Raw genomic sequence first — 25,450 nt, forward strand, 5'->3', positions numbered from 1 at the left:
GTGCACATCACAATGAACTATAAAAACCTGACCCTTGATATCAGTGACCAAGCCCGTCAGATCGCTACGCTCTGTCTCAACCGGCCTGAAACCGGCAACGCCCTGAATAAAGAGCTGATTGCCGAAATGCACCAGGCGTTTGATCAGATTGAGCAGACGCCCACCCGCCTGCTGATACTCAAAGCCAATGGTAAACATTTCTGTACCGGTGCTGACCTCAACTGGATGAAACAGTCGAAAGCACTGAGCAAAGAAGAAAATCATCAGGATGCACGACAACTGGCCAGCCTGATTCAACGGCTGGACCAGTTCCCTGCCCCTACTATAGCGGCGGTGCAGGGTGCAGCATTTGGTGGTGCCCTGGGGCTGATCACCGCCTGCGATATCGCCATCGCCAGTCGATCAGCAAAGTTCTGCCTGAGCGAAGTCAAGCTCGGGCTTATTCCTGCGGTCATCAGTCCCTACGTTGTTCGAGCCATGGGAGCACGCCAGGCACGACGCTATTTTCTCAGTGCAGAAACCATCGCAGCCAAACAGGCGCTGCGCCTGAACCTGATTCATGAACGGTGTAAAGAGCAGGATTTATCGTCGACAGTCGAAGTACTTTGTGACCAAATCATTCAGAACGCCCCCGTTGCCATGGCTGAAGCAAAACGATTAATTGATGACGTCAATCATCAGCTGATTGATGAAGACCTCATTAATCTGACCTGCGAACGGATTGCCAGTATTCGTATTTCACCGGAAGGTCAGGAGGGATTGAGCGCTTTTCTGGAAAAGCGTGCTCCGGACTGGGGAGAGCCTTCAGCTAATAAAAAGCCATTAGCAAATAAAAAGCCATTAGCAAATAAAAAGCCATCAGCCAATAAAAAGCCATCAGCAAAGGAGCAACACCATGATTAAACGCCTGCTGATTGCCAACCGTGGGGAAATCGCCTGCCGAATTATAAAAACCGCCCATGCCATGGGTATGGAAACCATTGCCCTCTATTCCGATGCCGACCATCGGGCCCTCCATACGACCATGGCCACTAAAGCAGTCTATGCTGGCCCAAGCCCTGCTCTTGAGAGTTACCTGGATATTGAGAACATATTGTCCATAGCAGAACAGGAAAAGGCGGATGCCCTTCACCCCGGTTATGGCTTCCTGTCGGAAAATGCCGAGTTTGCCTTAGCCTGCCAGCAAAAAGGCATTATCTTCGTAGGCCCTCCAGCTTCGGCCATTGATGCCATGGGCTCAAAAAGTGAAGCCAAGAAAATCATGGCAGAGGCGGGAGTCCCTCTGGTTCCCGGTTACCACGGCGAGCACCAGAGTAACCAGCAGCTGATGGCTGAAGCCGCACACATTGGTTACCCCCTGCTGATCAAGGCTGCTTTTGGCGGTGGCGGTAAAGGGATGCGTGTTGTTGAACATTCAGAGCAGCTGGAGCAGCAGCTGGAGTCGGCAAGGCGTGAAGCAGAAAAAGCCTTTGGCAATGACCAACTGCTGCTTGAACGTTTTGTCACAACAGCGCGGCATGTAGAAGTTCAGATTTTCTTTGACCAACAGGGAAATGGTGTTTTTCTGTTTGACCGGGACTGCTCTTTGCAGCGCCGACATCAAAAAGTGATTGAAGAAGCCCCCGCCCCCGGCCTGACTCCCGAACTGCGCGAAGCCATGGGCAATGCCGCCGTCGCCGCCGGCAAAGCCATCGGCTATCAAGGGGCGGGTACCGTGGAGTTTCTGCTTGATGGTGATCAATTCTACTTTATGGAGATGAATACCCGCCTCCAGGTGGAGCATCCGGTAACGGAAATGGTCACTGATCTGGACCTGGTTGAGTGGCAGTTAACCGTGGCATCCGGCCAACCTCTGCCCTTGGATCAGGCATCATTACACTGCCATGGCCATGCCATTGAAGCCCGGTTGTATGCAGAAAACCCAAGGCTGGATTTTCTGCCCACCTCCGGACGCATTCTGGCCCTGGAATGGCCAGAGACCCATGGCAACCTGCGTATTGATACCGGCATTCAGGCCGGTGACAGCATCACCGCCTGGTACGACCCCATGATGGCAAAAATCATTGCCAGAGGCCCCAGCCGACAAGCTGCAATAGCCCAGCTTCAGACGGCGCTGGCTCAGTACTATCAGGCAGGGATCTGCGATAACCGGGACTTCCTGGCGCATCTGCTGGCAACGCCGGCATTTATTGATGCCAAACTCAGTACTGACTTTATTGATCATCACCCTTTTCCCGCTTTATCTTCGGAGCATAGAGAGCAGCTGTTAGCGGTTGCAGCTATTTATCAGTTTGAATGTGGCAACCTCGCCAGACCGGACAAGTTACTGCCAACCTCGTGTGGCTCCACTTTCAGCACAGAATCCCTGGTTCAGCTTTATCTGGATGAACAGCGCTGGCTGGTCAGGGTCGATAAACAGTCCAACCGTTATCTACTGCGTATCGGAGATAAATCACTGACTGTAACCGCCAACGTTAACCACGAAACCTGCGGCGCATCAATGAGCCTCGGTTTTGACACCACAGACGCAGAGAAATTACAGCCAAACAATTGCCGTATCATTCCCCAACCCGGGGAATTATTGAAAGTCATTCTTCAAAAAATCAGCCATGAAGTTGCACTCCCCGGCCACCCCATGGCACAGGAAGACCATCAGGATAATGTACCTCTTGCTCCGATGAGTGGCACCATCACCTGCGTGATGGTCAATGAGGGCCAGTCTGTAGCGCAGGGAACCCCGCTGCTGATGATGGAAGCCATGAAGATGGAACACTGCATCACTGCCAAAGAGCCCGGAACCGTTGAGCGGATACTTTATCAGGCCGGAGACCAGGTTGGGGCAGGTTCACCATTACTGACGTTCATCGAACAACCATAAAAACAACGACACGGAGTAAAGGGATGTCCAGTGATACCGCCAATTCACAGCAACTGCCTGACCGGGTAACGCTGGTTGAGATGGGTGCCAGAGACGGGCTGCAGAATCAGCCGGAGATACTCTCTGCCGGGATTCGCTCTGAGCTGATCAACCGTCTTGCCAGAACAGGGCTGAAGCGCATTGAAGCGGGCAGCTTTGTGTCACCAAAAGCCGTTCCGCAAATGGCAGACTCCCACAAAGTTTTTGATCTTCTTCATCGACAACCGGGGATCACCTATGGTGCCCTGACCCCAAACCTCAAAGGTTTTGAGGCAGCCCTGGCCGCTGGTGCTGATGAAGTGGCGGTATTTGCTTCAGCCTCAGAAGGTTTCAGTCAGAAAAATATCAACTGTTCCATTGCCGAAAGCCTGCACCGTTTTGAACCGGTTATGGCAGCGGCAAAAAAACACGGTTTAAACGTCAGAGGCTATGTTTCCTGTGTGATGGGATGCCCCTATGAGGGCGATATCCGCCCTTCTGCCGTTGCCGGGGTGGCCGAACAACTCTGGCAGATGGGCTGCTATGAAATATCCCTGGGCGACACCATTGGCGTTGGCACGCCACTCAACGCCAAAAAAGTGCTGGAGCACACTTCCCGACATATTCCCGTCTCAGCCCTGGCGGCACACTTTCACAATACCTATGGACAGGCGCTCGCCAATGTTTTAGCACTGCTCGAAGAGGGGCTTTCGGTAATTGACAGCTCGGTTGCCGGACTGGGAGGTTGTCCTTATGCCCCCGGAGCATCAGGCAATCTGGCAACGGAAGATGTAGTCTATATGCTGCACGGCATGGGCATAAAAACCGGGATAAATATGAAGGAACTGCTCAAAGCGGCTACATTCATTTGTGACCAGCTGGGCATACCCTCAAGATCAAATGCCGGGTTGGCATTGAGCCGGTCGAGTCATTCTTCCGGTTGAATTTAAACTCGCGAATCCAGAGAAGAACCCAGAAAAGAAGCCAAAAGAGAAAGCCAATGACAGCACTGTGGATACCGGATCAAAACACAATAACATCATCCAATCTTCAGGCGTTTATCAACCGCATAAAAGAAGTCACAGGTTTGCCACTGGAGGATTATTCTGATCTATACCAATGGAGCATTGAAGAGCGCCCGGTCTTCTGGCAACGGCTGGCAGAATTCTACCGCGTACAATTTCATGCCCAACCCTCCGCGCCCTTAATAAACGACAATATGCCAGGTGCTCAATGGTTTCCTGACTCAACACTGAACTATGCAGAACACCTGCTGCAACGAAGAGATAATAAAACAGCCCTGGTATTCAAAGGTGAGAATGGCCGTCGCCGAACCCTGAGCTACCGGGAACTCTATCAATCAGTAGCCGCAGCTCAACAGGGGTTGATTGCAGCCGGTGTCAAAAAAGGGGATCGTATTGCGGCCTTTATGCCCAACTGCCCGGAAACCATTATTCTGATGCTGGCCGCCACAGCGCTCGGGGCAATCTGGTCATCCTGTTCGCCAGATTTTGGTATTCAGGGCGTTCTGGATCGTTTCGGACAGATTGAGCCCCGGCTCCTGCTCACGGTTGACGGTTACTTTTATGGCGGTAAAACCATCGACTGTATGGCAAAAACAACACAGATTCAGCAAAACATCCCATCGCTGGAAACCACTGTCGTTGTGCCTTTTGCCAATCCGGAGCCGGATATCGAGCAACTCAACACTCTCAATAAAAACAGCAATGCGATACTCTGGGCTGATTTCTGCCAGCCATCCAATGAATCGGTGAGTATCATCCCTGTCGAGTTTAATCATCCACTGTTCATTATGTACTCTTCAGGTACCACTGGCGTTCCCAAGTGTATTGTTCATGGTCATGGTGGAACGCTGCTACAACATTTGAAAGAGCTGGGCCTTCATACCGATCTGAAAGCCCAGGATACGATTTTCTACTTTACCACCTGTGGCTGGATGATGTGGAACTGGCTGGTTTCATCACTGGCCCTTGGGGCCACTGTCGTTTTGTACGATGGCTCACCGTTTTATCCCGAACCTGCAACCCTGATGGATATGGCAGAGGCGGAGAAGGTTTCCATTTTTGGTACCAGCGCCAAATACATTGCCGCCCTGCAAAAAGCCGGCGTCAAACCTGCCAGCAGTCATAACCTTCAACATCTCAAAGCCATTCTATCGACAGGCTCTCCCTTGCTGCACGAAAGCTATGACTATGTTTTTCAGGAGGTAAAAGCGGATGTCCGGCTTTCTTCCATATCCGGTGGCACGGACATCATCTCCTGCTTTGCCCTGGGCTGCCCGATACTGCCGGTCTATCGCGGTGAACTGCAATGCCGGGGGCTGGGTATGGAGGTTCACTTTGTGGATGCCACAGGGTCTCCGCTGACTGAAGCCAAGGGAGAGCTGGTCTGTCAGTCCAGTTTCCCGTCCATGCCCGTTGGCTTCTGGAATGACCCTGATGGCAACAAGTACCACAGCGCCTACTTCAACGAGTTTGCCGGGGTCTGGGCTCATGGCGATTACGGCGAGCTGACCCGGCATGGCGGTGTTATTATCCATGGCCGGGCCGATGCCGTATTAAATCCGGGAGGCGTCCGCATTGGTACTGCCGAGATTTATCGCCAGGTTGAAAAGGTAGAAGAAGTACTTGAGAGCATTGCGGTAGGACAGGAATGGGAAGACGACACACGCATTGTGTTGTTTGTGCAGCTTCGTGATGGCGTGACACTTGATGATCAATTGATCCGAAAAATCATCCATACCATTCGCAGCAACACTACGCCTCGTCACGTTCCCGCCAAGGTTCTGCAGGTCACCGACATTCCAAGAACCATCAGCGGTAAAATCGTCGAGCTGGCGGTGCGTGAAGTTATTCATAACCGGCCGGTAAAAAATACCGATGCCCTGGCCAACCCGGATGCCCTGGATCAGTTCAGACACCGTCAGGAGCTTTTTTCCTGAGCTTTTCAAAGTACCGAAGGGCTCACGCATTTCAGGCTGGCCCGTGTCATGCGCTTCTCGGGAATTTTCACAGCAAAGTAACGCACCCAGGACTATTCTACCCTGCGGGTTGTTTGCTCTTTGCGTGAGAATCCCCGAGTCAGGCACGAACAGGCCTTCACTACCCGTGTGGCATTTTCATTATGCTGGATGACCGAACAATCCAATTACCAAGTCCCATGACTGCCTGTGGCGGTCACGGGAATTTGAGCGGTAGGAAACCAGCACAATAATTAACGCCATCATGAGGTAGTGATTTTGATACAGCCATCAACCATGCCAGGCAGCGCTACTGCCAACGACCCACGATCTGCCACAACCCCCTCTGCCGAGTCACAGGGACGGTGGGGGCAAATGGCTGTGTGCACGAAATCTCGCGTCGGACCGTTATTACCGGACAATACCCGGCAGAAAAACGACCGCTGTAAAATAAAAAACAGACAGCCAGACGTATCGCCGCAGCATCGTAAACCGGCCAGCACAACGCCCCGGGTTCATCAGCTGCCGAGCGCCGCCGTTAGGGCTCCTTCCGGCCTTACTGCCGCCGGTGCGACAACCCTCGGTAACAGTGACCGGTGGATAGCGGTGCCGGATGCTGCCACCCTTGGCAAAATCGGCCACGACCCTGGCTATCCACTCAATGGTCATTACCGACAGACCGGGGATATTGATGGCAGCCAATTGGACCAGCCCATTGGTAATGATACTCATCCGTTTACCGGCAGCCTCCGTCGCGAAAACGGTACCATTGGTAATCTCAGCAATTGTCTGGTGCAAACGCTCGGTGGTCCGGGGCAAATCAATGGCCTGAGGTTTAGCGATGCCAACATAAGAGAAAAAGGCCCGGTCGCAGTCGCAGCCTGTAACATTGAAGACGCTGCCTGGGTCAGTAGTGTCAGCGTTAACAATGCCAATGTAGTAGCCCTGGGTGGCAGTGCGGGGATTGCCGGGGGAAATGTCCGGGGAACTGTGCTCAACACCACCGCAGTGAACTGCACAGTAGCAGCCTCCGCTGGTGTGGAAGAGGCTGGAGCAGCAGGTATTGGTGCCGGGTTTCTTCGTGATAATGGCAGGGTTGTCGGAACCACTGCGGTGAACTGCACATCGGCCAGCTCTGAATATTCAGGGGCAGCAGGCATTGGTGCAGGGAGGTTTATGGCAGGTTCCAAAGCCTGGGGGCGTCGTGATGGTCATGGCATGGTTGCCAACACCACGGCGGTGAACTGCAAAGTTGAAAATTCCGCTCGGTATGGAGGTGCTGGCATTGGTGTGGGTACGGCTTTTGATGATGGCACGATTGCTCACACCACGGCGGTGGACTGTATAGTGGAAAACTCCGGTGAGGATGGCGACGCAGGCATTGGCCTGGGCAAAGCTGTTTTTTTTGACATGGTTGCCAACACCACAGCGGTGAACTGTACCGTGGCCGCTTCCGGTTTGCTTGGCAATGCAGGCATCGGCGCAGGGGGAGGCAGTTTTGCTTTGGCAAATGTTGCCAACACCACAGCAGTAAACTGCACTGTGACAACCTCCGGCCCCGGCGGGAACGCCGGTATCGGGGTGGGCATGGTTGGTGGCGGATTTGAATCTGAAAAAGTTGTAGGTACCACCGCGCTGAACTGTACAGTGACAACCTCCGGCAAGAGCGCAGGTGCCGGCATCGGAGTGGGAAGATTTTCATCTCATGGCAATCGTGCCTGCACCACAGCGATCAATTGCGAAGTCGACAGTGAATATGGAGATGCTGGCGTCATGGGTGGTCCTGAAGCGGGTATCTGTAATGTCCGTATCAATGGACACTGGCAAAACAATACCGCCCCTGGTTGTCAGCCCTGGCTGGAAAATTTATGTGCAGGTATTGACCCTGGTCTGCTGCCGCCGAATTATCAACCCGATGTTTATAATTTTACGGCACTGGCCAACAATCAAATTCAACGGTGTGGGTTCTTCCCGACCACAATCCCGACCACAATCCCAACAACAACCCCAACCACTTCGGGTAAAAGCAGCTCAAGGGATGTGGACCTGAATCAAGCCGCTTTAGCCGCTATAGCCCTGGGCGGTGTACTCTTGGTGCTGGTGGTTGGCTTGTGCATCTACCGCTACTATCGCAACCGGGCATCGCCTGCGGCTGGCTATAGCCCCCTATTGGCCGGGAGCACAGAGGACAATCCCGTGAACAGATCTCCCGAACGCTTCGTGAACTCACTGCCCGATATTGCCGAAGAAAGCGATGATGATGAATGATGATGAATTGGTGCCATTACTCAGGTTGGTATAGCCACCGAAGGTGGTGAAAGTCATTTGCTTACTGAAAGGGCGTTTATCATGAATAGCGTCACAAATTCGATCAACAATTTGAGTAATTTTTCCACCTGTGCTCTCTGTAACGACCCAACAACCAGTTCATTTGGCGGGCGATCGGTAGTCACCGCGTCGTGCAGCAAGTCCCACCAATTCCATCTTGACTGCATTCTTCAACCATTGCTTGATCAAGCCAGGGCTGGGGCCAGGCGGAGTAAATTGCATTGTACTGTCTGCTCGGAGCAACCTGTCCTGCCGTTGCTTCGCGACTCTCAGCCTGTCGCTGAACATGCCTGTCGTTATGGGGATCTGGAAGCACTGGAAAAGGTGTTGGATCTTGATATCAACAATATAGGCTGGGAACAACCCACAGCAGCCATTTATGGCGATAATCTGGAGAGCAGAGTTAGCGACCTGGGACGGATGGCCGCTAAATACGGTCAGGTTGAGTGCTTGCAATTATTGTGGGAAAAATCAAAAGGGCAAGGGTCACTCCCCAAGCCTAACCATGCCTTTTATGCAGCGGCTGCCAATGGCCGGATTGAGTGTATGGAGTGGGTATTAAGCACCTGGGTCAACAGGATAAGCCGAGATTACATTACCGAAAAACTTAATAAGGCAATGCGTGAAGCTGCCAGAGAAGGTCAGGTAGAGTCTATGCGGTATTTGCTGAAAGAGGGGGCAAACGCAGCTGTTAGCGCTCTGCATTGTGCCTCGCTAAAAGGCCAAACTGATGCAATCCGATTTCTGCTGAAATCATGTGACAGTTTTAAGGGCCTCGACAGTAAACGACATACTGAGATTTTAAATAAGTCTCTGACATACGCCATCGACAAAAATCAACCCGGGAGTGTGCAAGTTTTGCTCGAGGAGGGACTAAGACTCGTTGGTCGTCTTGATCTCAATGATGCTTTGTTCAACGCCATTAGGCATGGCAGCACCCAGTGCATGCAACCTCTGATTGATGAAGGTGCTGACATTAATGGCAGACTTAAAGGACTCGACGTTGCTTATCACACGCCTCTTACCCGGTCGGTTAGTTGTCAAGACAAAAAGCTCATGAATGCAGTTATGCTCGCCGGGGCAAATGTCGATATTAAAAACCAGTTTGGCGACTGCGCACTTCATATCGCCGCTGGACTTGATGATATTACCTACCTGCGAAAACTCCTTGAGTCTGGGGCGGATTGCAATGCCAGAGATCAACAGGGCCGTACAGCCCTCCACCTGGGCAGCCGGACTGACAATGTAGAATGTGCCGAAACTCTGATCAGGGCTGGGGCCAATATTAATGCCAGAGACTGCTCCGGTGAAACGCCACTCTTTGCGGCTGCCAGAAAAAACAATATTAGATACATTTTGCCCCTTATTGATGCCAATGCAGATCTTAACGTCAAAAACTACAGGGACAAGACGGCGCTGGATTTTGCCAGTGATGCACAATGCAAGCGAGCACTTATCGGAGCCGGAGCCAAGTACAGCTGGGAGTTAAATCCATTAGATGCTGCAGACGCTTTGGACGATAGAAGACAATGCTCTTTAACCTGATCCAGATTGGCTGCTTTGGTTTGGACAAGAGAAAAAACCGTTCTTTTCTTGCTATTCCATGGCCGGGCCGATGCCGTATTAAATCCGGGAGGTGTCCGCATTGGTACTGCCGGGATTTATCGCCAGGTTGAAAAGGTTTTTCATTATGCTGGATGACCGGACAATCAAATTGCAAAAACCCATGACTGCCTGTGGCGGTCCCGGGAATATGAGCGATAGGAAACCAGCACAATAATTAACGCCATCATGAGGTAGTGATTTTGATACAGCCACCAGCCATGCCCGGTAGCGTTACTGCCAGCGCCTCGCGACCTGCAACAACCCAGTCTGCCGAGCCACAGGGACGGTGGGGACGACTGGGTGTGTGTTCAGAATCTGACGTAATACCGTTGTTACCGGACAATACCCGGGAGGCAAACCCGGTAAACGACCACAGTGCAATAAAAAACAGACAGCAAGACCTACATCGTAAATCGGCCAGCACAACACCCCAGACTCGCCAGCTGCCGAACCCGGCCGTGGTGCCAGGTGCTCCTTCCTGCCTCACTGCTGCCAATGGGACAGCCACAGCCGACGATAACAGCGACCGGTGGATAGCGGTGCCGGATGCTGCAACCCTGGGCAAGATCGGCCACGACCCTGACTATCCACTCAATGGTACTTACCGGCAGACCGGGGATATTGATGGCAGCCAGTTGAGCCAGCCCATTGGTAATGATACTCATCCGTTTACCGGCAGCCTCCGTGGCGAAAACGGCACCATTTGTAATCTCAGCCATTGTCTGGTGCAAACCCTGGGAGCTACAGGCCAGATCGATGGCCTGAGCTTTAACGGTGCCAATATAAAAGACAAAGGCCCGGTCGCGGTAGCGGCCTGTACCATTGAAGACGAGGCCATGGTCAGAAATATCCGCGTTAACAATGCCAATGTAGTAGCCCTGGGTGACAGTGCGGGAATTGCCGGCGGGGATGTCCGGGGAACGGTGTTCAACACCACCGCAGTCAACTGCTCCGTGGCAACTTCCGCTAGTGGCGAAGAGAGCGGGAACGGGAACGCAGGTATTGGTGCCGGGCTACTTCGTGGTAATGGTAATGTTGTCGATACCACTGCGGTGAACTGTCACGTGACAGCTTCCCTCAGGGATGGAAGTGCAGGCATCGGCGCGGGTGTGGCTTCTGGGACTGGCACGCTTGCTGACACCACGGCGGTGAACTGCACAGTCGAAAACTCCGGAGATTATGGCTACGCAGGTGTTGGCGCAGGCAGAGCTGCTTTTTTTGGTATGGTTGCCGACACGACAGCCGTGAACTGTAACGTGACAGCTTCCGGCCTGGATGGAAGTGCAGGCATCGGCGTGGGGGGAGGCGTTTTTAGTTTGGCAACTGTTGCCAACACCACAGCGGTAAACTGCAATGTGACAACCTCCGGCACTCGCGGGGGTGCCGGCATCGGGGCGGGCACGCTTTTAACTGGACTTGATTCTACCAAGATTGCTGACACCACCGCACTGAACTGTACCGTGGCATCCTCCGGAAAGGACGCATGTGCTGGCATCGGAGCGGGAATATTAGATTCTAAAGCCATCGTTGCCAGCACCACAGCGATAAATTGCGAAATCGACAGTGAATATGCAGTGTCTCCTGTCACGGGTGGTTCTGACCCTGATATCTGTAATGTCCGTATCAATGGACACTGGGAAAACAATACCGTCCCTGGTTGTCAGCCCTGGCTGGATAATTTATGTGCAGGTATTGACCCTGGTCTGCTGACGCCAGATTGTCGGCCTGGTGAGGCACTGGCAAACAATCCTGTTCGTCAGTGTGGGTTCTTCCCTGTCGTCCCGGCAACAACCCCAACCACTTCCAGCAATAGCAGCTCAAGAGCTTTGGACCTGAGTCAAGCCGCTATAGCCGGTATTGCCCTGGGCGGTGTGCTTTTTGTGCTGGTGGGGGTTTTGTGCATCTACCGCTACTGTCGCAACCGGGCATCATCGGCGGCTGGTTATAGCCCCATATTGGCCGGGAGTGCAGGGGACAATCCCGTGAACAGATCCCCCGAAGGCTCCGTGAACTCACTGCCCGATATTGCCGAAGAAAGCGATGATGATGAATTGGTGCCGTTACTCCGGTCGGTATAGCCACCAGCGGCGGCAATTCTGCGAGCAATATACTTCAGAACGCAGCTCGCGCCCAAAAAGGGATAAAGTGCGTGGAATAATTTAGTCTGGATTGTACCAGTCACCCTTCGACTCCGCTTCAGGATGAACGGAGATCAAGCTTTAAACCTGGAAGTTCCGAAAAAGTGCTTTTCAGGGTACCAGTGGTTGCACCGCCTCAGACTTTGATCTTGTTCATCAGGAAAATACGGGTATTCAGTCCCCCATAACATGACCTTCCCGCCGTGGATCGGCAGCCCCTTCCAGACCTGACTTCTTTATAACAATGGCATGCAGACCGCTGTTCAGATCACGGACAGAGACCTTATACCCCATTGCTTTTAGCGGTTTTACCAGCTTTTCCGCATCCGTTCCGGACTCAAGTTCATAAGAGCCCTCCATATTGATTCGATGAGATAGACTAACGGCTTCATCCACGGGTAACTGCCAATCCAGATGAGCAATGACCGTTTTGGCAACATGAAGAATGATACGACTGCCACCGGCTGAGCCAAGAATCATATAGGGCTTGCCTTCACGTAACACGATAGAGGGAGACATAGATGACATTGGTCGTTTTCCTGGTGCTATGCGATTGGCCACCGGTTTGCCATCAATGAATGGACGGAAGGAAAAATCCGTCATGGAGTTATTCAATAGAAAACCACGGACCATCAGGCGTGAACCAAAAGCATTCTCTACGCTGGAGGTCATTGCCACCGCATTGCCATCACCATCAACAATGCTGATATGCGTCGTTGCCGGGAGTTCCAGTGATTCAACGGAAGCCTGACGTATTTCGTCTATGCCCGGTGGCAAGCCCGGAGCAACCCCTTGCAACGGCTTTCCGGTTTGCAGCAGCCGACTTCGCTCAAGAAGATAGGACTTATCCAGCAAACCCTTCGGCACATGAACAAAGTCCTGATCCGCCATATACATGCCACGGTCGGCAAAAGCCAGACGCGTTGCATCGCCAATCAGTTGCCAGCTAATGGGGTTGTCCTTGCCCAGTTCAGGCAGGTTGTAGTGATCCAGCATCCCGAGAATCTGCCCCATGGTCAGCCCACCCGAACTCGGTGGTCCCATACTGCACACCCGATACCTCCGATAGTCCATACAGACAGGGTCACGTTCCTGAACCTGATAACGGTTCAGGTCACTCATCGTCAGTAAGCCAGGATTATCGGTTACTGAGTTCACCGTTGTGACGATATCGCGACCAATCTCTCCCTGATAGAACGGATCAATCCCACGATTGGCAATAAGAGACAAAGTATTGGCAAATGGCAGGTTTTTCAGCAGATCACCTTCCTGCACAGGACGTCCATCAGGATAAAAGTAGTTTCTCGTGTCTTCATAACGCCCCAGACGAGTCTGATCCATGGCAACAAGCATGGCCAGTCTTGGCGACACAATAAACCCTTCCCGGGCCAGTTTTATCGCTGGCTTGAACAAGGTTTTCCAAGCCAGTTTTCCATGCTTTTGATGCACTTCATACATCAATTTGAGCAGACCGGGGGTTGCTACGGATCGCCCTCCTACAACCGCATCATAAAACGCCAGGGGTTCTCCTGTTTCATCAAGAAAGTGATCCGGCTTTACCTGCCCCGGCGCAGTCTCACGCCCTTCCCAGGAGGATAACTGCCCGGCCTTATTATCAAAATAAACGACTAATCCCGACCCCCCAATACCTGAAGATTGCGGTTCCACCAGGTTCAGCACCAGCTGTGTAGCGATGACAGCATCAATAGCAGAACCGCCCTGTTTGAGAATTTCATAACCCGCTCTCGCCGCATAGGGGTTTGCAGTAGCCACCATATAGTCAGAGGCCCTGACCAGTTCCTGTTCCTTATTACCTGTCCCCGGCTCGGGCGCAATCTCTCCGGGAGGAATGGCATCAGCAAGAGCGAAATGAGCCTGTATCCAGAAAATGCCTGCAACAATCCATGTTATTGGTTTACCCACGCTCCATCCTCTCTTTCATGACTCAGATGTCAACACTGTACGCTGATAGATAGCGAAATAAAAAACTGCACTATACAATTATCACTTTATGAATATCAGTGCTATTACTTTGCAGGCTGGATGAAGAAGATAAAGGCGAAGAGGCAAGCAGAAAACTGAGTTACGGTCTGGACAGGACTCCCAGCAAATTCTTAACACTCAATTTGCTGGAGAGTAAAGGTTATGGGTAGAGCTGAATATCAAACAACTGGCTCAACCCCGTTTTCCCGCTCAGTAATATACTGGTACAGATTTTGGTATACCTCCCATAAATGAGAACCAAAAAGTGGATCAGACATCTGTTTAAGATCATTATCAACCAGTACCAGATCATCAACACTCAATAAGGACTGCATCGCCGGAATCATATACTGGTTTTCCAGTTCCATATGCTCCCGCTGCAATTCACTGTAGAGCGTGTATTCAGCCAGTAGCAGATTGATCGGGATAACCTGGTCAGAAACAACGGTATTGAAAGCCTCCACGAGCTTCTGGGTCATTGCCGTAATCTGCCGGTGTTGATCCTCAATCATATCAAACTGAATCCGTTCTTCTTTACTGGCCAACCGTGGACGAAGCCGGGCCATCAGCCTGGACTCAAGAGGATGGTGAAATGCATCTGGATAGTTATGCATATAATCCAGCGCTTCAATAATAATGTTCAGCTGAGGATTGTGCTCACTGCCTTCCCGGTAACCAGAGACCTCGTAATCGAGGTAGTCCAGCAAGCGTGCCATATGCTGATGGTCTTTGATGATTCGGTCAATCACTGTCGTCATATGGCATCGCCCTTGGATATTTATTCTAATAATCTTTTTTATAGGCCCAGCCTTTTTCAAGCATTGATATAAGTCAAACTTATCTATGTTAGCGAGCGCGATGCAATATTTTTCATGAAATTGACAGACAACAAGTAACCCACGACATTTGCATTGGTAAGACTCAACTTTAAACCTCAATCTAGTATTGCGCAGTACTTCACTTACTGCTCTCTTTATCAGCAGACATAATCAATTTAAAATGCCCCGATGGATGCTTTACTCTGGCTGTCCGGGTCAAAGCAGTTCAGACCAGAGCACAATCATCACTCCAACCGTATTTATCTGCACACCAGCTATTCCGAGGAATCCAATGCCTTACGCTCGAGAACTGAAAAAAGGCCAGATTGTAGACATTGAAGGCCAGTATTATCAGGTTCGTCAGGTTGAGGCGAAAAGCCCATCTGCCCGCGGTGCCCAGACCCTGTATAAGGTTCGTTTCAATTCTGTTCCCGGCGGCCAGAAACTTGAGCAGACACTGACCGGCGATATTCTTCTCACTGATGTGGACTTGCAGAGAAGAGCCGTCACGCTTCTCTATCGTGAAGGCAATGAGTGTACGTTTATGGATTCTGAGGATTATTCCCAGTATCTCGTCAATGCCAGCACGATTGAGGACCAGCTTCTCTATATCGCTGACAATATGGCAGGCCTGACCGCCCTGCTGGTTGAAGGCCAGCTACTGGCGATTGACCTGCCAGCATCCGTTGCCCTGGAAATCGTTGATACAGCCCCTGGCATAAAAGGAGCCTCGGCCGCGGCAAGAACAAAACCGGCCAGGGTCAGCACTGGCCTGGAAGTCCAGGTTCCAGAGTATCTCAGTAACGGGGAAATCATTAAAATCAATACAGAAACCGGGAAGTTCATGTCCCGCGCCTGATGGCCATTGGTTTCCGGGGATGTTCCTTGGAAGCCATATTCGAAATATAAAAAGATATTTTTATTCTCAAAAACAATTAAAACACTCAAAACCATAGATCAAATAGAAATATGATACCTTTGTTCAAGTTATTTTCATTCCTAAGGTGTCTAATGTGATGATATGTATTTAAAACAATATGTTTTAAGCATTTGGTTTTTGATTATCTAAATAGAATTAAAAACATTCTCTTCCTATCGAAAACCAAAAAATCTCTTTCGGAGAAAAAGAACAAACAGACATAAATCAACTCAAGGATTAAAGCTATGAAAATAACTAATATTGCCCAAAACATTTTTCGAACGATTTACTTATCTATGGCAATGGGCTTTATATCCTATTCATCAGCTGATCATTCCCTGCTGATGGAATCAAATGATAGGACTCCGTTTTTAAACGATGTTTCATCCATGAATGACTTTCTGGCACCGACCTATCAAACAGACCACAAACAAGCAGAATTTATTTTCAAACAGACAATAGAGATCAATGAAGAGCGCATTGGCTCATTCATTTACAAAACCATTGACGACCCGGATAAGGTCCGGGACCGGGTTGCAGGCTCAGCCATTCTTTACGGACTGGAGAGCATCGGTCTTGGAGAAAGCGTTAAAGAAAGTATTTACTTTATCAGGCAGAACACCCGTTATTCTTTCAGTGACTGCGGGGAAGTCCAGCTCAGGACCAATAGAATTACTGCGGGCAGCTGCTTACCGGATGGTGGTGCTGTTGAGTTAAATTCCAATTATAAATTCAACTCTGTACGACTGCAGTTTACCTGGCCCCTGTAAATTTAAAGTAGTGATGTCGCTGTTAATAAGAAATGCTAGAATGCCAGCGGCATCAACCCTTATGGTAATCATCATTGAACACCCGCACACTATACGCTCAATATTCCCGCCAAATTGAATTACTCGCTCCCTGGCAACTGGCCACACTGGCTACGGCTGTCACTGAGAGAGCCTGGCCCAACTTTGCACTGTTTTCAGAGCTGGCAGAATTTGGCCATGCTGCCGATGTGAGGCACTGTCTGAACATGCTCTGGGACTATACTGCCGGACTTCAATCGGCAAAAAACTTCGAACGTCTGCTTGAACGACTGGATGAAAATACGCCAGCCCCTGAAGATTTTGATATGTTTGGTGTTGAACCGGCACTGGACTTTTCGGCAGGTCTTAACTGTGCCATCAACTGTGCCATGAAAGCATCCATTGATGAAACGGCCAGTGCATTAACCGTGTCACTCAGCACCATTGGTAAATTCATAAAATACACTGAAGCTCAAGAGCTCAGAGGAACCGAGCTGGCGCAGTACACTGAAGAGCATGAATTGTTTGAGGTTCAACGTCGGTTTATCAGTGAGTTGATCAGCATGGTCTGTCAGCAAAAGCAACCATCAAAAGAGTTTACCAAAGAGCTTCGGCTACTTTCTGCCAACGATGGTGTCAGTCAACTGGGGATCAGTCTTGATTAAGTCAGGTTGACCGGCATTCGCTGCTGCACAGCCTTACCGGTTGCCCCGGATTACTTCACATTAGAAATGATATCCCTGAGCAGGGAGTAGATCTTCTGCTGGGCGTTGGACATGGCCTCAAAGTTTTGATTATACGTCTGCATCGCCCTTTGCAGCTGAACGGTCTGAATCTGACTGTTGCCATTGAGGTTATCCCGGGCATTAATCAGGCTCTTCTTTAACGTGACCCACTCTTCCGGGGTCAGCTTGCCACTGCCGCTGGCATCGGGATAGGTAATCCTCAATATATCACTCAGGAGTTCTTTCTCCTTCTCGGTCATAAACGGCGTGGTCCCGCTAAAATCATCACTGCTTGCCTGGCTGAATGCCAGCTTCCTGGCAAAAAAACCGGATACCTGACTGCTGGAATCATTGGGATTCGTTTTGCTGATCGCCTGGGTACCCCGGCCATCATACTCCCACTGGTGCATGCCTCCGGCTTCAAACAGGATGTGACCATCATGACTGTTGGTATCCAGGCTGTGCTGGTTTTTCGGGCGAGTGGGATTCTGAACCTGCTGAGGTACCGCATACTTATCATAAGAGAATCCGGGCAGAGTACTTATGACAGCCATTGATTTTATTTCAATTTCTCCCTCATCCCTATGGTAGTTTATATGTGATTTAAATCGGGTTGCGGACTGTTCCATCACCCGGTCAAAGAATTCATCCGTACTCTCTCCGGAAATCATTTTGTAGTTATAAGACCGATTATAAGTGTTATTTTCTCCATCAAGATCCTCCAGGTGCAAGGTAACGGTATAGCCATTGGTCTGCAACTCTCTTTCAAACCCCTTCATCTTTTCGTCGCTAAAATCCATTTTCGCCAAGTCACTTTTTAACCGTAACAGATAATCATCAGTTAATATCTTAATACTTCCATAATCCTCAGAGCCATAAAAATTCCGGTCTTCTCTGATATAATGGGATGAAACAGTGCCCGTTGTTTTACTGGTTGCCGGTATCACTTCCTGATAACTATAAGCAGGAAGCTTAATGGCGGTTTCGATATCATGTATTTCTATCTCGCCTTCCTGATCATTGACATAGTTTCGGAAATCCAGTTTGGAGCGATTCACGGCACGTTCAATAAATTTGTAGAGCGTTTCACCGGCGTAGGGCTGATAAGTAAACTCTTTCTCATAATTACTCTTATCCCCATCCGCATCACCGAGCCCCCAGAAAATAGACATCCCGCCGTTCGACTGTATCTGGGCCATTATGGCGGCCTGCTCCGCTGGCGATTTATCATTAATAACCCCTTCCCACATGGAGAGTACTTTGCCAGCATGGGTGACACTAATGGTGTCGTAATTTTCGTTTCCATTGTAGTCCCCAAATGTCTTCAGACTGTCAGCAGCAACGTTTACCGTATGCGTGGTTGTCTTTGGCTGGGTTGCTACCGGGTCAGTTACACCCTCAATGGTAGGGGATCCGATGGTCATTGATCCGGCAACATTGACATCACTGATTTTCATTCCCTGATTATCCCGGGTAATGATAATCGAGGTGATATCCGCCATCCCTCCGGAAAAGTCTGAAGAGTTGAATGCCTTATCCGGGGTTCCGGTCTGAAAGGTAATCTCAGTACCATCATCCAGGATATAAGTCATGTCATTCATTACGGGAATGCCAACTTCCAGTGCATCCACCGTGGTGCCGGCAGGAACAGGTATCAGAGCCCGGTTCTGGTAGATTAACTGATTACCATCACCGTCAAGCAGAGTGAAGGTATTTCCACCCTTACCATCTGGCTGGAAACTCAACCCGTAACCATTATCAAGCACAACATTTTTGCCTTTAACCTGCCATGTGGTGGAGGAATAATGTGTTGATCCATACTCGGCAACATTTGCCTTGCCAATCAACTTATTAATGGTATCTACATACTGATTACTTTTATCAATTTCACCAATAATTCGTCGAACTTCTGAGTCCAGCATTTCTCCACGTTCAAGATAAACAGCAGCAATGAAGTCCTGCTGACTCATATCTGCCGGATTTAGAGTTTTTATGTCATTCGTCGTGGAAACGCCGTTAACGTTATTCATGCTGAACTCATCCCTGAAAAGCAGTTATTTTTTATATGGATCTGTTTACGCCCTATACATATCCGGAGCGCTTTTTAACGGTACTTGCTTTCTTCACTTTACGTTGCGTGAGCAGACGGCTGGCACTATTCAGCTCTTTGCGCTTAGCCGTTGCTTCATTGGCCATATTACTTTTGAACTCATTATGAAAATTGAGCAGTTCTTCCCTGGCTTTCTGCTTTTGGCGAGATGTCCAAAAGTCACTATTGATAAAAGCACGTAACTTTTGCCGGTCCATTCCGCCATTTTTCATAAACTCTTCCTGCTTATCCAGCAGTACCTTTGCCTCCCGGACGGCCGCCTTTGATGCCTCCGACGTCAGATAGTTGGTTTTTTGTAATTTGGTGACATCTACCAGCCTGAGTTTGAGCGCCATTCCTACCCCCGGATAGCCTTTGACCAGATCATTTTGAAACTCTCTGGATACCTATATCGGTCTGGTAACAAATCTGTGTAGGGTCTGTTGACGGTTGAGGATTGCAGCGCCTTGGCAATACCGCATCAACTGATGGGAGTTGTACTGTGTTTATAGGCGATATTGGCGACTCAGCAGAAAATGCCTAAAATACCGGCATAAGAAAGTTGGCGAAAAAAAGCAGGCAAAAAAAGTTGCCAAAAAAAGTCGGCAAAACTTCTGGAGGTTCTATGGATATTGCTGAGTTCGAATCCATCATGTTACAGGTCTTAATCAGCGGGCTGGTTTTATTTATGGCTTTTATCGTTTATGACCTGGCCAAAAAATCCAATGCGGGAAAATGGGGTACATTTGTACTCTTTGGAGCTCTCGGCCTGGGTGTCCTGGGTTTTCTGATCAAAACATTTCTTGTTGAGGTGATTGTTTAGGCCATACGCACCGTGGCAGATGGCCGGATTAGTTACAAATTATTGGCTATAAATAGCCTAACCAAGACAACCAGACACTACCCAGCCCCAGCCATACCAGCAAATAGAGCGAGCTCATGATCAACCCGACTTTCCACCAGTTGAAAAGAGAGACATAACCAGCACCATAAAGGATTGGTGCCGGTCCATTCCCATAGTGGGTAATAACAGCACAAATATTACTCATATAGGCAAGCATCAGGGCACCTCCCAGAGGGGGAACGCCAGCTCCGAGCATGATCAGTAGAAAACCGGCATACATGGCACTGATCTGTGCTGTGGATGCGGCAAAGAAGTAATGGAAAAAGTAGTAAAGTCCACAGACGGTAATCATTGCCAGCCAGGCGGGCAAACCGTCGAACAGAACGCCAACCTGATCACTGACATAGTTCACTACGCCATAGGCACTGAGGTAATGAGCCATGGTAATAAATGCCCCGAACCAGATCATGGTGTCCCAGGCTCCCTTATTACCACGGAGATCATCCCAGTTCAGAACACCGCTTGACAGCAGAATGCACACACCCACCATAGCCACCAGCGTCGCTGAAAAGCCCAGCTGCTGACCAAATATCCACAGCACCAGAAGCGCCAGGAATGTACCGGCCATAATCCATTCATCCCTGGTCAGGGAGCCCAGGCGATGAAGTTCATCCTGTGCCACCTTGACGGCCATGGGGGTTTCTTTCAATTCCGGCGGGGTAATGCGATACAGACAAATTGGCATCAAGATAAGACAGACCATACCGGGTAACAATGCCCCCAAAGCCCACGTCGCCCAGCTCAACTCAATACCCTGATTGCCAGCAAGCTTGACCACCAGCGGATTACCCGCCATGGCAGTCAGAAACATGGTGCTTGTGATGGCATTGGCGTGGAAGACGATCATCAACAGAAAGGCCCCTATCCTGTTGGCAGTGGCTCCCGGCTTACTGTCATAAACAGTGGCGATGGATTGCATAATGGGGTATACCACGGCACCTGCGCGAGCCGTGGTACTGGGCATTGCCGGGGCAAGCAGCATATCCGTCAGGGTCAGTCCATAACCCAGGGTCAGGGTTTTCTTCCCCATGATACGCATGAAGCAGTAGGCAATTCTGAGCCCAAGTCCGGTTTTTATAAACCCGTGAGAGATGAAAAACGCCAGCACCACCAGCCAGGTTACAGGATCACCATAACCCGCCAGTGCCTGCTTGAGGGTCAGGGTTTTGGTCAGCCCCAGGGCTGTCACCCCCATCAAGGTGATTGCCGACATGGGCATGGGAGTGACCATCACCCCCAACAGGGTGCTGATAAAAATAATCAGCATGTGCCACCCCTGAAGATCCAGACCTTCCGGTGCAGGGAGCACCCACAGACTCCCCCCCAATAGCAATGGAGCTAAATAACTGATAACTGATTTCACATCAGTTGCCCGTTGCTGAGGGTGATCACAGCTTGCTGGTGGTGTACTCACACAAACCCCTTTTAAATGATTAAGGCCATAGTCTAGTCCACAGGTTCTCCTGCATTTATAATTCTGACTTTTCTCATCAGTGATTACCCATGCAGGCCTCTGTTATACGCCCTTCCAAAAAAAGCCGATTATTGCTTTTTAATAAACCTTACGGTGTCCTGACCCAGTTTACGGACCAGGAAGGACGGCAAACCCTGAAGGATTTCATTAACATTCCCGGCATCTATCCAGCGGGCAGGCTGGATAGAGACAGCGAAGGGTTGTTACTGCTGACGGATAATGGCCAGTTGCAAAACCTGATTGCCTCACCTGAGCACAAAATGCCGAAAACATACTGGGTTCAGGTGGAAGGAATCCCGGACGCTCAATCCTTAGACCATCTTCGCACCGGAATAGTTCTGAACGATGGCCCTACTCTCCCGGCCCGGGCAGAAATCATTGACGCTCCTGATGTCTGGGACAGAGTGCCACCCATACGGGAAAGAAAGTCGATTCCGGATTGCTGGATTCAATTGACTATAAAGGAGGGAAGAAACCGTCAGGTAAGAAGAATGACCGCGGCTATCGGCCATCCAACACTCAGGCTGATTCGCTGCCAGATAGGATCATGGAAAATTGACGACCTGCAGCCGGGTCATTGGCGTGAGCTGGAAATGCCTGCTTCACTGAAAGACAAACTCAATACAAACAGATCCAAACGTGTAAAGTGGAAAACCTCAGGAAAGCCCCGTCACTGGAAGACGTAATTCTTCAGCACTATTTACCGGTCAGCAGAGCGGCACTAGCCATTACCCTGACCGCCATCACTATTTTGTCTCTATTGCCTATAGATAACTTCAAAAGTGTTGACCTGACATTCTGGAGGCTGCCGGTGGCTGCTGACAAAATAGCCCACTGCCTTGCTTTTCTGGTTATTTCCGGCCTGCTTGATGGCTTTTGTTACCAGGACCGTTTCAACCTGAAAAAAGTGGCTATCGCAGCTATATACGGTATCTGGATTGAAGGCCTGCAATCCCTTACTGACTATCGCTACCCATCATTCTGGGATATCGTCGCCAACTGCTTGGGCATCTTTATGTACTGGTTATTGATTCCTGCGTTTAAAAGAACGCCTGTTTTAAGGGTTCGCTGGGCGTTTAAGGAAACATGCCCAGGAGATAACAACGGATAATTACCGACCAAAGATTTCGTCAAATTACCTGACTTAAAAAAACCCGCAAACGTTCATTTTCCGGTGCCTGAAAAAAAGCCTCCGGCTCACTATCCACCAGTAACTCACCGCCGTCCATAAACAGGACCCGGTCAGCCACCTCCCGGGCAAACCCCATTTCATGGGTAACCACCACCATGGTCATCCCCTCTCCTGCCAGCTGTTTCATGACATCCAGCACTTCGCCAACCATTTCCGGGTCAAGGGCACTGGTGGGTTCATCAAACAGCATAATCCGTGGCTGCATGGCCAGTGCCCTGGCGATGGCAACCCGCTGTTGCTGTCCACCCGACAGTTGCGGAGGAAAACTGGCGGCCTTATCCGACAGCCCTACTTTCCGCAGAAGGGCTTTTGCCCGTTCCTCTGCTTCAGTGCGGCTGATGCCACGAACCTTCATGGGTGCCAGACAGATATTGTCCAATACCGACAGGTGGGGGAACAGATTAAACGACTGGAAAACCATTCCCACTTCTTCCCGGAGCTTATTCACATCCCCGGGCGTGGTCAGGGATATGCCATCAATAACAATGTCACCCGCATTAATGGTTTCCAGCTGATTCAGGGTTCGCAGAAATGTCGACTTACCGGAGCCGCTTGGGCCAATGACCACAACGACCTCACCCTCTTGAATATTCTGATGAATATTCTTCAGGGCATGTACCCCGTTGGGATAGATCTTCTCAACCCCGGTAGCCCGGATAATGACCGCTGAGGACAAAGAACCTTCAGTCTCTGACGGCATATCTCACCTCCAAACGACGGACCAGCCAGGAAAGCGTGGCGGTCAGAACCAGGTACATCAAGGCAACACTGAACCACACTTCAAACGGACTGAATGTCACACTGACCACTTCCCGTCCAGCCTTGGTAAGGTCTGTCAGCGAGATAACGGAAACCAGCGAAGAGTCCTTGATCAAGTTGATAAACTGGCCAGCCAGTGGTGGCAACACCCTCTTGAACGCCTGCGGTAGAATGATATAGCGCATGGTCATGCCACGGCTCATCCCCAGACTTCGTCCGGCCTCCATCTGTCCCCGGCTGATAGATTCGATACCGGCCCGGATGATTTCTGCCACATAGGCTCCGGTGAATACTGACAGCGCCACCACACCCGCGGTGAATCGCTCCAGATCCATAACAGTGCCAATAAAGAAGTAGACAATGAAGATTTGCACCAGCAGGGGCGTTCCCCGCACCAGCTCCACATAAACAGTCGCAAGGTGACGCAGTGCCGGATTGGGTGATATGCGTGCCAGACCAGCCAGAGCCCCAAGAACAATGGCAAAAACAATAGACACCAGGGAGAGCTTGATGGTCATCCAGAGTCCATTGGCCATCGGCCCAGGCTGCCAGTGATAGTTGACCGCCAACAGGTCACCGGCAAAGATCAGATCTCCGTCACTGACAGCCATTTCCTGATAACCGACAACAGTCATACGCTCACTGTCGTCAACATCATTGATGAGGATTAGCTCTCCTGTTTCATTGCTTTCTATGGTGCCATCAAACTCCGCACGAAGTTCATCGCGGGCCTGATAAACAATGTACTGGGGGACTCGATCCCAGCGCCAGATATAGTCAATCGCCTGACTGGACTTGTAGATACCCAGACCCAACAGCAGCAATATTGCCGCAAAAACCAGATTCCACAGAACCTGGTTTGGCGGCTTTTCCATTTGCAGAGGCTGGCCTTTCACGGGTTTACCCTGCAGCATCAGCCGTTACTTCAGGGTCTTTTGCCATGCGGAACTTTCGAACCACTTGGCATAAATTTTATCGTAAGTACCGTCGCCCTGAATCTGGGTCAGGAAGTTATTCAACCAATTAACAAAGTCCGGGTCCCCCTTGCGAACGCCCCAGGCCAGCGGCTCATAGGTGAAAGGCGTGTCCAGGTGAACCAGTTTGCCCGGATTCTGGCTGGAGTAGACTGCATTAAACGGCAGGTCATAAATAAACGCGTCTGCCTTGCCATTCACCACTTCAATGGCACCTTCAGATTCGGTTTCGAACAATCTCAGCCTGGCCTTGCTCAGGTAGCGCCTGGCGGCCAGATCGCCGGTGGTGCCCAGCTTGGAAACCACCGTATATTTGGGATTATTCAGATCTTTGTAAGACTTGATTTCATCTTTCAGGCCATTACGCAGCAAGACACTCTGGCCAATGACAATATAGGGGTTGGCAAAGTTAATCTGCAGGTTACGCTGGGAGGTCAGGGTCATACCGGACATGATAATGTCAAACTTGTCCGTCACCAGCGCCGGAATAATGCCATCCCATGCAGTATTGACAATTTCCAGCTCTACACCCATGGACTTGGCCATCTGGCGGGCAACGTCCACATCAAAACCAACGATCTTACCCTGCTTGTTGGTCATTTCAAATGGCATATAGCCTGCATCCAGACCAACACGAAGCACCTTGCGCTCCACGATCTTGTTCAGCGTGGACTCTTCCCATATCTGGTTATAAGAGGCAAAAAGTGATGAACTGAATGCCAGCAGAAATGCCAGCATGGTGGTAATTTTTTTCATTATAACTCCTGTCCGCAACCAGATATCCTGTACCACTGGTGCCAGAACTTTTTTATCATTATGTACGGCGAATCCCTGACCGCTTTAACCTCGTAGTTATCTGGTTATACGAGGAGAACATT

At 50.3% G+C, this 25,450-nt stretch carries 21 protein-coding genes; 13 read left to right on the forward strand and 8 right to left on the reverse strand.

Going from position 1 to position 25,450, the window contains the following annotated elements:
* Positions 1 to 12 precede the first annotated feature (12 nt).
* The 7 genes from O3276_RS08735 to O3276_RS08765 all read left to right on the forward strand — a co-directional run bounded on the left by O3276_RS08735 (position 13) and on the right by O3276_RS08765 (position 11,887).
* Positions 13 to 903, forward strand: a complete 891-nt coding sequence (locus tag O3276_RS08735) for an enoyl-CoA hydratase-related protein (protein ID WP_269675292.1) — start codon at positions 13 to 15, stop codon at positions 901 to 903.
* Entirely contained in the window at positions 896 to 2,878 is a 1,983-nt protein-coding gene (locus O3276_RS08740) for an acetyl/propionyl/methylcrotonyl-CoA carboxylase subunit alpha (protein ID WP_269675293.1), read from the forward strand. The genes O3276_RS08735 and O3276_RS08740 overlap by 8 nt, the downstream gene beginning before the upstream one ends.
* 23 nt (positions 2,879 to 2,901) lie before the next feature.
* Complete coding sequence (locus O3276_RS08745) at positions 2,902 to 3,840, forward strand: hydroxymethylglutaryl-CoA lyase (RefSeq protein WP_269675294.1); 939 nt, start codon at positions 2,902 to 2,904, stop codon at positions 3,838 to 3,840.
* A 56-nt stretch (positions 3,841 to 3,896) separates the two neighbouring features.
* Entirely contained in the window at positions 3,897 to 5,858 is a 1,962-nt protein-coding gene (locus O3276_RS08750) for an acetoacetate--CoA ligase (RefSeq protein WP_269675295.1), read from the forward strand.
* Between the two features lie 297 nt (positions 5,859 to 6,155).
* A complete protein-coding gene (locus tag O3276_RS08755; RefSeq protein WP_269675296.1) occupies positions 6,156 to 8,144 on the forward strand; it encodes a hypothetical protein in 1,989 nt (662 codons plus the stop codon).
* Between the two features lie 315 nt (positions 8,145 to 8,459).
* On the forward strand, positions 8,460 to 9,749 hold the full coding sequence (locus tag O3276_RS08760) for an ankyrin repeat domain-containing protein (RefSeq protein ID WP_269675297.1): 1,290 nt from the start codon (positions 8,460 to 8,462) through the stop codon (positions 9,747 to 9,749).
* 260 nt (positions 9,750 to 10,009) lie between these two features.
* Positions 10,010 to 11,887 carry a hypothetical protein gene (locus tag O3276_RS08765; RefSeq protein ID WP_269675298.1) on the forward strand — a complete coding sequence of 626 codons (1,878 nt, stop codon included), beginning with the start codon at positions 10,010 to 10,012 and terminating at the stop codon, positions 11,885 to 11,887.
* A gap of 234 nt (positions 11,888 to 12,121) precedes the next feature.
* On the opposite strand, the gene ggt is transcribed toward O3276_RS08765, so the two are convergent.
* Both ggt and O3276_RS08775 read right to left on the reverse strand, forming a co-directional pair.
* Entirely contained in the window at positions 12,122 to 13,870 is a 1,749-nt protein-coding gene (ggt, locus tag O3276_RS08770) for a gamma-glutamyltransferase (protein WP_269675299.1), read from the reverse strand.
* A gap of 239 nt (positions 13,871 to 14,109) precedes the next feature.
* Complete coding sequence (locus tag O3276_RS08775; RefSeq protein WP_269675300.1) at positions 14,110 to 14,688, reverse strand: hemerythrin domain-containing protein; 579 nt, start codon at positions 14,686 to 14,688, stop codon at positions 14,110 to 14,112.
* A 352-nt stretch (positions 14,689 to 15,040) separates the two neighbouring features.
* Between O3276_RS08775 and efpL the strand changes: the two genes are divergently transcribed.
* The 3 genes from efpL (at position 15,041) to O3276_RS08790 (ending at position 17,120) form a co-directional block, all read left to right on the forward strand.
* The gene (gene efpL / locus O3276_RS08780; protein ID WP_269675301.1) at positions 15,041 to 15,607 is read left to right on the forward strand and encodes an elongation factor P-like protein EfpL; all 567 of its coding nucleotides are present in this window, start codon (positions 15,041 to 15,043) and stop codon (positions 15,605 to 15,607) included.
* Positions 15,608 to 16,056: 449 nt separating this feature from the next.
* The gene (locus O3276_RS08785; protein WP_269675302.1) at positions 16,057 to 16,437 is read left to right on the forward strand and encodes a hypothetical protein; all 381 of its coding nucleotides are present in this window, start codon (positions 16,057 to 16,059) and stop codon (positions 16,435 to 16,437) included.
* A gap of 74 nt (positions 16,438 to 16,511) precedes the next feature.
* Positions 16,512 to 17,120, forward strand: a complete 609-nt coding sequence (locus tag O3276_RS08790; protein ID WP_269675303.1) for a DUF416 family protein — start codon at positions 16,512 to 16,514, stop codon at positions 17,118 to 17,120.
* Between the two features lie 50 nt (positions 17,121 to 17,170).
* On the opposite strand, the gene O3276_RS08795 is transcribed toward O3276_RS08790, so the two are convergent.
* The gene (locus O3276_RS08795) at positions 17,171 to 19,210 is read right to left on the reverse strand and encodes a hypothetical protein (protein WP_269675304.1); all 2,040 of its coding nucleotides are present in this window, start codon (positions 19,208 to 19,210) and stop codon (positions 17,171 to 17,173) included.
* A gap of 52 nt (positions 19,211 to 19,262) precedes the next feature.
* Positions 19,263 to 19,625 carry a hypothetical protein gene (locus tag O3276_RS08800; RefSeq protein ID WP_269675305.1) on the reverse strand — a complete coding sequence of 121 codons (363 nt, stop codon included), beginning with the start codon at positions 19,623 to 19,625 and terminating at the stop codon, positions 19,263 to 19,265.
* Positions 19,626 to 19,894: 269 nt separating this feature from the next.
* Between O3276_RS08800 and O3276_RS08805 the strand changes: the two genes are divergently transcribed.
* Positions 19,895 to 20,092: a DUF2788 domain-containing protein gene (locus O3276_RS08805; protein WP_101748002.1), complete on the forward strand. Its 198-nt coding sequence runs from the start codon at positions 19,895 to 19,897 to the stop codon at positions 20,090 to 20,092.
* A gap of 46 nt (positions 20,093 to 20,138) precedes the next feature.
* On the opposite strand, the gene O3276_RS08810 is transcribed toward O3276_RS08805, so the two are convergent.
* Complete coding sequence (locus tag O3276_RS08810; protein ID WP_269675306.1) at positions 20,139 to 21,587, reverse strand: DASS family sodium-coupled anion symporter; 1,449 nt, start codon at positions 21,585 to 21,587, stop codon at positions 20,139 to 20,141.
* A gap of 89 nt (positions 21,588 to 21,676) precedes the next feature.
* On the opposite strand from O3276_RS08810, the gene O3276_RS08815 reads away from it, so the two are divergent.
* Positions 21,677 to 22,333: a pseudouridine synthase gene (locus tag O3276_RS08815; RefSeq protein WP_269675307.1), complete on the forward strand. Its 657-nt coding sequence runs from the start codon at positions 21,677 to 21,679 to the stop codon at positions 22,331 to 22,333.
* Positions 22,294 to 22,758: a VanZ family protein gene (locus O3276_RS08820; protein ID WP_269675308.1), complete on the forward strand. Its 465-nt coding sequence runs from the start codon at positions 22,294 to 22,296 to the stop codon at positions 22,756 to 22,758. Before O3276_RS08815 ends, O3276_RS08820 begins: the two co-directional genes overlap by 40 nt.
* A 19-nt stretch (positions 22,759 to 22,777) precedes the next feature.
* Here the strand turns inward: O3276_RS08820 and O3276_RS08825 are convergent, their stop codons facing one another.
* The 3 genes from O3276_RS08825 to O3276_RS08835 are packed head-to-tail and all read right to left on the reverse strand — an operon-like array spanning position 22,778 to position 25,328.
* On the reverse strand, positions 22,778 to 23,539 hold the full coding sequence (locus tag O3276_RS08825; protein ID WP_269675309.1) for an amino acid ABC transporter ATP-binding protein: 762 nt from the start codon (positions 23,537 to 23,539) through the stop codon (positions 22,778 to 22,780).
* Entirely contained in the window at positions 23,523 to 24,512 is a 990-nt protein-coding gene (locus tag O3276_RS08830; RefSeq protein WP_269675310.1) for an amino acid ABC transporter permease, read from the reverse strand. The genes O3276_RS08825 and O3276_RS08830 overlap by 17 nt, the downstream gene beginning before the upstream one ends.
* 6 nt (positions 24,513 to 24,518) lie before the next feature.
* Positions 24,519 to 25,328 carry a transporter substrate-binding domain-containing protein gene (locus tag O3276_RS08835; RefSeq protein ID WP_269675311.1) on the reverse strand — a complete coding sequence of 270 codons (810 nt, stop codon included), beginning with the start codon at positions 25,326 to 25,328 and terminating at the stop codon, positions 24,519 to 24,521.
* Positions 25,329 to 25,450 lie beyond the last annotated feature (122 nt).

The organism is Endozoicomonas sp. GU-1, assembly GCF_027366395.1.
In the GTDB taxonomy this organism is placed as follows: domain Bacteria; phylum Pseudomonadota; class Gammaproteobacteria; order Pseudomonadales; family Endozoicomonadaceae; genus Endozoicomonas.